This window comes from Bacillus cereus (genome assembly GCF_007678085.1).
Taxonomy (GTDB): domain Bacteria; phylum Bacillota; class Bacilli; order Bacillales; family Bacillaceae_G; genus Bacillus_A; species Bacillus_A cereus_BE.
In genome coordinates, this window is the sequence record NZ_VEDW01000004.1 from 160,281 (window position 1) to 172,530 (window position 12,250).

Below are 12,250 nucleotides of genomic sequence, written 5' to 3' on the forward strand. Positions count from 1 at the left end.
AATTCCGCACATACGAGAGGAGCTTACTACACTATGCGCTATGTTATCGTAACAGGAACTTCACAAGGTTTAGGTGAGGCAATCGCCGCGCAATTGTTAGAAGAAAACACGAGTATCATCTCTATTTCTAGAAGAGAAAATAAAGAGCTTACGAAACTTGCACAGCAATATAACAGCAATTGTGTTTTCCACTCCTTAGATCTTCAAGATGTACATAATTTAGAAACGAACTTTAACGAAATCATTTCATCCATTCAAGAAGACACTGTATCATCTATTCATTTAATTAATAATGCTGGTACACTCGCACCGATGAAACCAATAGAAAAAGCTGAGAGCGAACTGCTCATTACGAATGTTCAAATTAATTTACTTGCACCGATGATTCTTACCTCCACTTTCATGAAACATACGAAAGACTGGAAAGTAGATAAACGTGTTATAAACATTTCATCTGGCGCAGGGAAAAATCCTTATTTCGGATGGGGCGCTTATTGCACGACGAAAGCTGGTGTAAATATGTTTACACAGTGTGTAGCAACCGAAGAAGCAGAAAAAGAATATCCAGTAAAAATCGTCTCTTTTGCACCTGGTGTTGTTGACACAAGTATGCAAGCACAAATTCGCGAAACAAATAAAGAAGATTTCATCAATTTAGACCGCTTCATCGCACTAAAAGAAGAAGGAAAATTATTGTCACCTGAATACGTTGCGAAAGCAATTCGTAATTTACTAGAAACTGAGAATTTCCCGCAAGGTGAAGTCATTCGAATTGATGAATAACAAAAAGGCACGCTCTAATAGCGTGCCTTTTCATTTTATTTCTCTAAAAATATAAGTACAGACTCCTCAATTTGTTCATAACCAATTTCTTGATAAATTTTATTAGACGTAGGATTCGCTAGATCAGTATATAACGTAGTCGTCTTATATCCTTCATCTAACATACGTTGACTTAGTGCGGCAACACAACTAGATGCGTACCCCTTTTTCCGCGCTTCTTTCGGTGTATATACAAAATTAACAGTTATATTGTTTGTAGTTGGTCTCGTTTTTGCAGCTACAGAAACAAGTTTTCCGTCTACTTCTAGACCAAATATACGACGATTAGTAATTAATGTATGAGCGGTTTGTCTCGCTTCTTCTTTCGTAGTAGGAAGCTTCACATCTTCGCAAAATTGATATATCCACTGTTCTATTAACGTTAGCTCATCACTACTTACTTCTCGAAAGACTCCATCTCCTTTCCACTTTTTCTTTACATGTTTTAATTCATATATACCTTGCTCCATTGCAACAGTAGTTTTCTTATTTTCTAACACTGCAATCTCTTCCGCTAATTTCTGTACAATTTTCTTATTACCGATCAATCCAGGAACATTTGGATATACTTTCGTTAATTTTTTGCCAAGTTCCACGATGTCCTCTTCTGACATTTCAGATGTAGCAATAATAATTTGTTTCTTTTCTTCTGTTTGAAGAAATACAACTGCAATTTCTTCCTCTCGTTTTGCTATCCCCATAAATATCGGTTGTTGGATCATTTGTAATACACCTAATATGAGATTATTTTCCTGCTCATTCTTTTCTAAAAATGGTGTAACCTCTTCTTTAAAAGTAAGAATCTCTTCATATACATGTAATTGAATCATCGACAATCTCTTCTCTCTATTTATAGTTTCATTAAGTATTGGCGATTAATTCACTAAATTCCTCTTTTACGATTCAATAATATTCGAAACTAACGTATTCAAATCATTTTCCGCTTGTAAAATTCTCTGTTTTTCTTTTTCAAATACCTTTTTTTCTTTCTGAAATGACTCTTTTCGATTGTTAATCATACGCTCCATTTCTTTTTTACTCGGTCCACCGTATACATTTCTTTTTTGTATAAAAGCTTCTGGTGATACAATTTCTTCCCACTCGTTTTCTAATAGCTGTATTTTATAATTTTCTTGTAAGTATATATTTACATCTTTTACATGTAATTCATGTAGCTCCTTTTGTTGATCCAATGACATATTTGCAATAACACTCGCTGCATGATGCGCATGCCGAAATGGAATGCCATAGTTTTTCGTTAAAACATCTGCGAAATCAGTTATCGTAATTGCATGTTTATAGGAACGACTTTTCAACGTTTCTTCTTCTACTGTCATAGTTCGAATGACTGCATTCATAATACAAAAAACACGAATAGTCTTTTCAATTCCTTTATATAAATACGGTTGCAAATCATCTTCTGTATCGACAATATCACCAAATGGTGTATTATGAATCATTTGAAATACTGTAAATGCCTCCCCTAAAGCACTACTCGTAATCGCACGGGCATGTTCAATGGAAACTGGATTTCGCTTTTGCGGCATAATACTACTAATTTGTACATATGGCTTTGCAACAGTAATACCATCGTATTCTTTCGTCGCTAATAGTAAGAAGTCATGAATCCATCTACTCGTATTCGTCATCATTACCATAAGTAACGAGCTAACCTCTAATAAATAATCCGCTCCAGCAACAGCATCATATGAATTCTCAATTACATTTGTAAATCCAAGTAAATAAGCCACTCGCTCTCGTTTAATTGGGAAACTTGTTGTAGAAAGAGCCGCAGCTCCCATCGGAGATTGATTTAAAAGTTTGTACGTTCGTTTCATTCGTTCTAAATCTCTTTGCATCGTATCATAAATCGCTAACGTATAATGACCAAATGTAGTTGGCTGTGCTGGTTGTGTATGTGTATAAGCTGGCATAATCGTTTCCTTATGATCATCGGCAAGTTGCAACATACTTTCTTGCAATAACAAATGATGCTCCATTAATCGTAGTACATACCGCCTTAAACTCATACGATACATCGTTACACCCATATCATTTCTACTTCTACCAATATGCATATTACTTACAAAATCGCATTTCGCTTCTTGAGAAATTAAATATTCGATTAAAAAAAAGAGATCCTCATGCTGCTTTGTATATAGCAATTGAGCTTTCGGAATTCCCTCTATTTTTTTTAGGGCGTGTAATATAACTTTAGCTTCTTCCTTTTTCATTAAATTTTCTTCAGTCAGCATTGTAATATGCGCTTTATGCACTTGAAACATATCTTTTAATAAGTAATTTCGCTGAAAATGAAATACATGTTGTAATACACAATCCACATATGTTTTCCCAGGGAAATCAGCGCCTTCACTCTTTATAAACTCTTCTTTACTTTGTTTCATCACCTTTTCCCCTCTCACCTAAGTATTACTACCCATCATACCCAGAGATAAGAAAAAAGTGCTTGTATATAAAAAACTCGGTGCTCTCTGCACCGAGTTTATTTAATAAAAGTCGCATCATACTTATCACTTTGCAACACTTGGAAATGTAAGTTTGCTAAATGTTTCCGTATTTCTGCACTGTCGTCCTCATTTAAATTATTTGCTAAGAACACTATTTCTGTACAGTTCCCGCGTTTATCCATCGCATAAACTGCTTTTGTAACTGTCCATGGTGTATAACCATTTTTTTGCCCTGCATGTCTAAATGTTTTACGATATTTCTTAGCGCTCATATCTGTTTCAACGATATTCGCCCACACTTTTTCTTCGGCTTCTGTTAGGCCGCCTTTATGATTTGCTTTTTGAAGCAGTACCATATAATCGTTCGCAGAAGCTGCTGGTAATCGATCTGACCAAATTTTATCGTACCGTTCCTCTAAATAAAGAGGAATTTCCTTCTGTAATAATGGTCCCTTCTTTTTTAAGCGTTCATGAATAATCTTTGCATATTCACGATATTGCTCTTGAGACATTTCTTTTAACTTTTTCTCTATTTTATATTTCGGAACATGTAGTTCTTTATGCAAATATCCAGGGATGTATAAAGATGAAACAATCGGAAATAGCGGCTGATGTGCTGGAAGCGATAAACTTTGTAAATTACGATTAATATTATCTAATCCTAACACTTCCATCAAATATTCAGCGTTCGCATTCGAACTAAACTTAACCATTCCTTTTGCCACTTCTTCTAAAGAAACTGCCCCTTCTGTTATCTTGTCTGTCTTTTGCAAATACCTTTGCCATCTATCTTGTGCGCCGCCATCTGTATTCGGCACATAATAACGATTTATATCATTAATGGAAACGAAACTAGACGGATCAATTTTCCCTTCTGTAACTTGTTTCGTATATTCAAGCGCCACAATTAACTTCATCGTACTAGCAACTGGCAATACAACATTTGGATTTACAGAATAAACAACTTTATCATTTCTCTTCACGAGAAGCGCACTATTTTTTTCATCTTTATGTTCTTCAATAAAGGATGCGATATACTGTGCATCATCATTATTTGAACTCCACACTTTTTTCACTAAAAAATTACCCGATATTAGCAAAACGAAAATACCCACAATCACTGCGCATACTATAGTTTTTTTCAAGTAAAATTCCTCTCCTATTGTATAACTCTTCTCTATCTATCTCTTACAAACAAAATAATGGAGATGATTATTTTAGTAATCATCTCCATTATTTTAACTTGTATTCTCCTATTATGTCTACGTCATAATTTTCACGAAGTCTTCGAGAAATTTTTTATAATGTAATGACCAACCAATTCGCACCCAATTCTTGAGGGCTTTTGCATCAGGTTGAGGACGAAAATCAGCAATACTTTCTCCTTTTGCAATCCCTACTGTATCTACATCGACACGGCGGTACACATAATCCAAAATAGACGGATTCGCCGCAACCATCATTGTGACAACGTCATGTACTGGACTTCCTTTTATTTTCGGATTTAGCTTTCTATAAGCTTTATAATAATACGTAAAAATAGGTTCAATTAATTTATTAAAACTCGTTTTAGAGTGTTTCGTAATATATTTTACCATTTCCGGCGTAATAATAGCTTCAGATGTAACGTTAAGTGGCACTAATGTCACATTCTTAGCATTTTGCATCACTAATTGTGATGCAATGGGATCACCTTGAAAATTCGCCTCTGCGACTGGTGTTACATTTCCTGGCATTAAGAAAGCCCCGCCCATTATATAATATTCTTTCACATACTTCATCATCGGTTTTTCTAAAATAAATGCTGTAGCTAGCGTTGTTGACCTACCAGCATCGACTATTATTAATTCTCCTTTATATTTTTCAAGAATATCAAAAAACTCACAAAAAGGCTTTATATTCGGTGAAAAAGCTTTTGGAGGTTTAATCGGTCCTAATCCATCTGCCCCATGAATTTCTGGGTAATACGTTGTAACATCTCCAGATAAAGGGATTTTCGCACCATTAATAACAGGTATATCTTCCCTTCCTGCCATTTGCAATAAATATGCTGCATTACTTGTCGCCTTTTCTTGCGTTACATTTCCATATCCAGTTACTACACCTACAATATCAATATCAGGATGCAACAATCCATACATAATTGCTAAAGAGTCATCAATTCCCGGGTCTCCCAAAAATAATACTTTTTTCATCGACCTCAACTCCATCCCCTCAATTGTTATTAATTTATGAATCGCAATAGGTATACAGAATAAAAAAGAACAAATTTATACGAAAAAACGCAGTCCTATAAGGACTACGTTCTTCCTCTAACCTATACTGTTTTTCTTCACAGCACTCATACTTCCAATGATATAAGCGATAAACGCTAAACAAATTGGGAAGACAACTGTATGTATACCGAACGGATTTGGATAGAAAAGGTGAATACACATATATGAACCTACCCCAACCAAAATAGAGGCAAGCGCTCCTGTTGCATTTCCTTTTCTCCAATATAACCCTAATACGATTGGCCAAATGAATGCTGCTTCTAATCCACCGAAAGAAAATAAATTTAACCATATTAAAAAATCTGGTGGTTTAATTGCTGCTGCATAAACGAGCAGTCCTACGATACCAGTAATCCACAAACTTCCTTTTCTGATCGTACTATCTGCTGCATCTTTATTTATGTAATTTACGTATATGTCTTTAATAATTGATGAACTTACAAGTAACAATAACGAGTTTACTGTAGACATAATTGCTGCCATTGGCGCAGCTAAGAAAACTCCGGCTAACCAAGGTGGCAACACTTCCATCGCAAGTAGCGGCATTACTTTATCTGGTACCGTTATACCTGGGAGTACGACTCTTGCAAACACACCCGTTAAATGCATACCAATCATAATTGTACCTACAACAACCGTTCCAATTATTAACGCTTGATGCATAGCTTTTGAATTTTTATAAGACATGGCACGCACACTAATTTGTGGTAAACCAACAACGCCAATTCCAATTAAAATCCAAAATGATGTAACATATGATTTCGTTAAACTACCATCCGCTCCGAACGGTGTAATTAAATTCGGATTGATTTGAACAAGTTCCTGCATAATCTTTTCAATTCCACCACCAGCAATGACAGTAGCAATTAAAATGATTGTCGTTCCAACTAACATAATGATTCCTAATAACGTATCTGATAAAGCAACTGCACGAAATCCACCAATTAATACGTACACAAGTACAGAAAAAGTAAATAAAAATAGTGCTGTTGTATAAGATAGACCCGTTAGTGATTCAATTAATCGGCCACCGCCGACCCATTGAGCTACTGTTGCTGAAAATAAAAAGATAATAATACATAATGCAGAAAGTATAACAACTGCTTTATTATTGTATCTGCCCTTTAAATAATCAATAAGAGTAATTGCTTCCATCTTCCTAGCGATAATTGCAAACTTTTTACCAATAACCGTTAAAACGATATACCCTGTTACAACTTGAATCGCAGATAATAATACCCATCCGAGCCCCATATTATACGCAATACCTGGACCACCAATAAAGCTACTAGCACTACCGTACGTAGCAATCATTGTCATTGCTAATAATAAACCGCCAAGTTCACGCCCACCAAGAAAATATTCTTGTAAAAATTTATTATTAGCAGTCGCTTGTACGCGTCTTGAAGCATATACACCAATTAAAAATACAACGATAAACGAAATTACCATTGGAATGATTACATACCAATTCATCTATTATTCCTCACTTTTTTCTTCCTCATCGAGTGAAATATCTTGAAATACAAAACGAACAACTAAACTAAGTAAAATAACCATAACGATAAATCCAACGATACAGCTATAAAAAAACCATGCTGGAAAACCGAATACATATGTATATTCACTTGGATTTTTACTACCAAGCCCATAAGCAAATCCGTACCATATTATAAAATTAATAATAGCAAGTCCAAGACCAATTAACGCTTCTCTATGGGCAATTCGAAAGCGTGGATCATCATGATAATTCTTCATTTTCTCCCTCCTCTCACGATGTATTATTGTACCATTGTTCTTCTAGTTTTTCCTACTAGAAAGCAAAAACAAGCAGGATTTTTTATAATCATATAGAAGATTCTCTTACATTACATATTTTTTACAATTGTAACACAAATGAAATTTGAATTTTCAGTATTTGTTAATTATGATTTAAATTAGAGGCTTTCCATCTAGTTCCTACATCCTTGATTTCGGAATAAACGCCGTCTCGTACTGCGTTTACATTATATTTTCAAGGGGGTTATACAATGAGTCAACTAGCTGTAAATCTTCATGAAAAGGTAGAAAAGTTTCTTCAAGGTACAAAAAAGTTATATGTGAATGGATCCTTTATTGAAAGCGCTTCCGGAAAGACGTTTAAAACACCTAACCCAGCAACCGGCGAAACACTTGCCGTCGTTTCTGAAGCAGGTCGCGAAGATATTCATAAAGCTGTTGTTGCAGCTCGAATGGCTTTTGACGAAGGTCCTTGGTCTCGCATGAGCACTGCTGAGCGAAGCCGTCTTATGTACAAATTAGCTGATTTAATGGAAGAACATAAAGAAGAGCTTGCACAGCTCGAAACATTAGATAACGGAAAGCCAATCCGTGAAACAATGGCAGCAGACATACCACTTGCAATTGAGCATATGCGCTATTATGCTGGTTGGGCGACGAAAATCGTTGGTCAAACAATCCCTGTTTCTGGTGATTACTTTAACTATACACGCCATGAAGCTGTTGGTGTCGTTGGTCAAATTATCCCTTGGAACTTCCCACTTCTTATGGCAATGTGGAAAATGGGGGCAGCGCTTGCTACAGGATGTACAATCGTTTTAAAACCTGCAGAACAAACTCCACTATCCGCTCTATACTTAGCTGAATTAATTGAAGAAGCTGGATTCCCGAAAGGTGTTATTAATATCGTTCCTGGATTCGGTGAATCAGCTGGACAAGCTCTTGTTAATCATCCACTCGTTGATAAAATTGCATTTACCGGTTCTACTCCTGTCGGTAAACAAATTATGCGACAAGCATCTGAATCATTAAAACGCGTTACTTTAGAGCTTGGTGGTAAATCACCAAACATTATTTTACCAGACGCCGACTTATCTCGCGCAATCCCTGGTGCACTTTCTGGTGTTATGTTTAACCAAGGACAAGTATGCTCTGCTGGATCACGCTTATTTGTTCCAAAGAAAATGTATGATAATGTCATGGCTGATCTTGTCCTTTACTCTAAAAAATTAAATCAAGGTGCTGGCTTAAGTCCAGAAACTACAATCGGTCCTCTCGTTTCTGAAGAACAACAAAAACGTGTAATGGGCTATATTGAAAAAGGAATTGAAGAAGGTGCTGAAGTACTTTGCGGAGGAAGTAATCCATTCGATCAAGGCTACTTCGTTTCTCCTACAGTATTCGCTGACGTAAATGACGAAATGACGATCGCAAAAGAAGAAATTTTCGGTCCAGTTATTTCTGCAATACCTTTTAACGATATTGATGAAGTAATTGAACGAGCAAATAAATCACAATTCGGCTTAGCGGCTGGTGTGTGGACAGAAAATGTTAAAACAGCACACTATGTTGCAAGTAAAGTACGTGCAGGTACAGTATGGGTTAACTGTTACAACGTTTTTGATGCAGCATCTCCATTTGGAGGATTTAAACAATCTGGCCTCGGCCGTGAAATGGGATCTTACGCATTAAATAACTATACAGAAGTGAAGAGCGTTTGGCTTAACTTAAATTAACAAAAAAAGAACCTGACCTATCCGGTCAGGTTCTTTTCATTATGTATTCCTTTAAACTTGTAGTCCTCCGCTCACATTCAATACTTCTCCTGTAATATAGGATGCGTATTCTGATGCTAGAAAGGCAGCTGTGTTCGCAATATCTTCTGGCGTTCCAATTCTACCAACTGGAATCGCGCTAACCATCTTCTCTTTCACTTTATCTGGTATCGTTTTTGTCATATCTGTATCCATAAATCCTGGGCAAATCGCATTACACGTAATACCGAAACTTCCAACTTCTTTCGCTGCTGTTTTCGTTAAACCTACAACGCCTGCCTTTGTAGCCGCATAATTTGCTTGACCTATGTTTCCTTCTCTACTAATTGAAGATATATTAATAATGCGTCCATACCCTTGTTGTCTCATATAAAGAAGCGCTGGTTGCATACAATAAAAAACACCCGTTAAGTTCACTTGCAATACTTGTTCCCAAGAAGACTTCTCCATTTTATGTAACATTGCATCTCTTGTAATTCCAGCGTTATTCACCAAAATATGTAATGTTCCGAATTTTTGAACCGCATATTCAATTAACGACTTCGCTTCATTTTGATTACTCACATCACATCGATATAAGCTCACTTCATATCCTTCATCTGATAACTCACGTGTCGTTTTTTGTAGCTTTTCTTCATTCACATCGCTAATTAATACTTTCGCCCCGAGTTTTGCATAAACCCTTGCAATCTCTTTTCCAATTCCCTGTGCAGCTCCTGTTACAACAGCTGTTTTCCCATTTAAAAACTCCATCCCTATCCCCCATTTCTATTACTTATACTGTATATTTCGGCTTTTTGCCTTCCGATTCCTCTTTGTATAAAAAAGTCTATTTGTGTCAAACTAACTTTGCAACGTCGCATAAAGTGAAACTTTAATCAGTGGGGGTTTTCTCCATCCCCCACTGATTATTAGTTGAACCAATCGGACTTTTATGGGCAGTTGATCCCCCACCTAACTTCTTTACTTTCGCTGAATTTTGAGGTGGGGGTCTTACTGCCCATTAAAGCGGGATAAAGTGCAAGGAGATTGTGTCGAATGAACAAAAAAAATTTCAAGCAAAACAAAGCTGCTGATGGCATTGATGTTGAGTTCTCTCGTGAACTCGCTGACCACAATGACTTAGAAGCAAACGCACGTGCAAATGCCGCTGATGCACGTCAAAAACGCCAGTCAACAGAAAAATAAGGAAGCACAACCTTATTTTTTTCAACAGGGACCTACTACCCAACAAAATAAACCGAGAGATATCCTCTCGGTTTATTTTCTATATTTTTTTATATAATGTGCCAAAGTAAGTAGCGGATATATATAGGCATAGCTATGATAATGAATGTAAAAACCACCTGGTAAACCCGTTCCGGTAGGATAGTGTTCATCATCACTAGGATTCGCAAGCAAATATGAAACCCCTTTTCGAATGGCTGGTGTTTCTTTATCATAGTAAGAAATGAGAGCATCTAACGCCCATGCTGTTTGGGATGGTGTACTGAATGGTAAAGTAACAAACCTTTTTTCCACACTACTGTAGCATGATTCTCCCCAGCCACCATCTTCATGCTGTATATGTTCAAGCCATAAAGCTGCTCGTTTCAATGATGGATTGCTAGGTGGAATTCCTAGTGACCGTAAACCAGTCATAGCCGCCCACGTACCATATATATAACAAATCCCCCATCTCCCATACCATGATCCATTTTCCTCCTGCACATTCATTAACCAATTTATCGCACTTTGTTTTTGTTTCTCAGGCAATTCATTTTGCGCATATGTCCCGAAAAACTCTAACACTCTTCCTGTAATATCTGGTGTAGAAGGATCTGTAATCATGTCGCTTGCATTTTCGATTGGTAAATTTGCTAATAAATTGCTCTTCACACCTTTTTCAAATGCTCCCCAGCCACCATCATTATTTTGTAATCCTTTAACCCAAGTAACTCCTTTCTTCCAAGCATAATCTACATTTTCGTTCCCTCTACTTTTTGCCAATACTCTTAGCACCGCTGTTGTATCATCAACATCAGGAATTGTCGTATTCACATCCGAAAAACCCCAACCACCTGGAGCAAGCGCTGGTGCATGTACGCTCCAATCAGCTTTTTTTGTATGCTGTTTTTTTAATAAATATGTTACTGCATGTTGAATCATCTTATTATCTTTCGGAACGTGGGCCTCTTGTAACGCATAGCTGAGTAACGCCGTATCCCATACAGTTGAAGGAGAGTTTTGCAAATGATTCCCGCTTTCCATCTTCCATATATAAGATGTTATCCCTGTTATAGCCTTTTGAATCATTGTTGATTGAAGAGAATGTCCTAACGCAAGTAAAGCATAAATCATATAAAACGAGGCAGTTGCGTAACTATATAACGTTCCATTTTCATCAATACGTTCTTTCATAAAACGTTCGACTTCCTCATTTCCTTTATGATGTAAAGATAGTGGATACGATATAATTTGTTTTACATCACTTACTAACGTTTGAAACAACGGAGACCGATCCCCCCGAAACCATTCTCCGCCCCCTCCCGAAATATGATTTAAATTTGGCAGTAACTTTTTCCTTATACGAAATTTTTTATTTAGACACAGCATCATCGGAATTAAATGGATACGTGCTGAGCTACTTAACTCAAATATACTGAGAGGTGAATCACTTTGGAGAAACATAATTGGTGTTGGCAAATGAAAGAGCGAAGGATATTCATATTCTCCATGAACCGCTAATAAAAACTTCGTCATAAAATGAGCACGTGCTACCCCGCCACGCTCATTTATAAACATTTCCGCGCGCTTCATATTCGCATCTTCTTTTGTATATTTTTTTGAAGCAAGTAAGGCAGCATAAGATTGAATTGTAGCAGATAAATTACCACCCACTTCATCTTCATACAATTTCCATGTCCCTTCATTTGTTTGAAGTGATGCTAATCTTTTTACAAACGGTTCTATCTCTTTATCTCTATCTAATAATTTTAATAAAAAAATCATATGGCAATCTGTTAACGGTGCTCCTTCAAAACAAAAGCGCCACGTTCCATCTCGCCGTTGCATCGTTTGAAGTGCGGTTGTTCTTCTCGCTATTTCTTCATGCACTTTTTCATATAATAACAAGTTACTCACCCACCCT

General features: G+C 36.6%; 11 protein-coding genes. 3 read left to right on the forward strand and 8 right to left on the reverse strand.

Features of this window, described 5'->3' with window-relative positions; genetic code table 11:
• The first annotated feature begins 33 nt into the window (after positions 1–33).
• Positions 34–783: a (S)-benzoin forming benzil reductase gene (locus tag FS742_RS18050; RefSeq protein WP_144614151.1), complete on the forward strand. Its 750-nt coding sequence runs from the start codon at positions 34–36 to the stop codon at positions 781–783.
• 35 nt (positions 784–818) lie between these two features.
• Here FS742_RS18050 and FS742_RS18055 read toward each other — a convergent pair whose 3' ends face one another.
• The 6 genes from FS742_RS18055 to FS742_RS18080 form a co-directional block, all read right to left on the reverse strand.
• Positions 819–1,652 (reverse strand): GNAT family N-acetyltransferase, encoded by an 834-nt coding sequence (locus tag FS742_RS18055; RefSeq protein WP_144614153.1) that lies wholly within the window; start codon positions 1,650–1,652, stop codon positions 819–821.
• Between the two features lie 66 nt (positions 1,653–1,718).
• The gene (gene argH, locus FS742_RS18060; RefSeq protein ID WP_144614155.1) at positions 1,719–3,245 is read right to left on the reverse strand and encodes an argininosuccinate lyase; all 1,527 of its coding nucleotides are present in this window, start codon (positions 3,243–3,245) and stop codon (positions 1,719–1,721) included.
• An 80-nt stretch (positions 3,246–3,325) separates the two neighbouring features.
• Entirely contained in the window at positions 3,326–4,435 is a 1,110-nt protein-coding gene (locus FS742_RS18065; RefSeq protein ID WP_144614158.1) for a serine hydrolase, read from the reverse strand.
• Between the two features lie 117 nt (positions 4,436–4,552).
• Positions 4,553–5,500 carry a nucleoside hydrolase gene (locus FS742_RS18070; protein ID WP_395940396.1) on the reverse strand — a complete coding sequence of 316 codons (948 nt, stop codon included), beginning with the start codon at positions 5,498–5,500 and terminating at the stop codon, positions 4,553–4,555.
• 102 nt (positions 5,501–5,602) lie between these two features.
• Entirely contained in the window at positions 5,603–7,042 is a 1,440-nt protein-coding gene (panF, locus tag FS742_RS18075) for a sodium/pantothenate symporter (protein WP_144614162.1), read from the reverse strand.
• Positions 7,043–7,045: 3 nt separating this feature from the next.
• A complete protein-coding gene (locus tag FS742_RS18080; protein ID WP_000800722.1) occupies positions 7,046–7,324 on the reverse strand; it encodes a YhdT family protein in 279 nt (92 codons plus the stop codon).
• Positions 7,325–7,596: 272 nt separating this feature from the next.
• On the opposite strand from FS742_RS18080, the gene dhaS reads away from it, so the two are divergent.
• Complete coding sequence (gene dhaS / locus FS742_RS18085) at positions 7,597–9,081, forward strand: aldehyde dehydrogenase DhaS (RefSeq protein WP_000080277.1); 1,485 nt, start codon at positions 7,597–7,599, stop codon at positions 9,079–9,081.
• 51 nt (positions 9,082–9,132) lie between these two features.
• Here the strand turns inward: dhaS and fabG are convergent, their stop codons facing one another.
• Positions 9,133–9,873 carry a 3-oxoacyl-ACP reductase FabG gene (fabG, locus tag FS742_RS18090; RefSeq protein ID WP_144614164.1) on the reverse strand — a complete coding sequence of 247 codons (741 nt, stop codon included), beginning with the start codon at positions 9,871–9,873 and terminating at the stop codon, positions 9,133–9,135.
• A gap of 285 nt (positions 9,874–10,158) precedes the next feature.
• Between fabG and FS742_RS18095 the strand changes: the two genes are divergently transcribed.
• Positions 10,159–10,308 carry a YfhD family protein gene (locus FS742_RS18095; protein ID WP_001035806.1) on the forward strand — a complete coding sequence of 50 codons (150 nt, stop codon included), beginning with the start codon at positions 10,159–10,161 and terminating at the stop codon, positions 10,306–10,308.
• Between the two features lie 72 nt (positions 10,309–10,380).
• Here FS742_RS18095 and FS742_RS18100 read toward each other — a convergent pair whose 3' ends face one another.
• The gene (locus FS742_RS18100; protein WP_144614166.1) at positions 10,381–12,234 is read right to left on the reverse strand and encodes a terpene cyclase/mutase family protein; all 1,854 of its coding nucleotides are present in this window, start codon (positions 12,232–12,234) and stop codon (positions 10,381–10,383) included.
• Positions 12,235–12,250 lie beyond the last annotated feature (16 nt).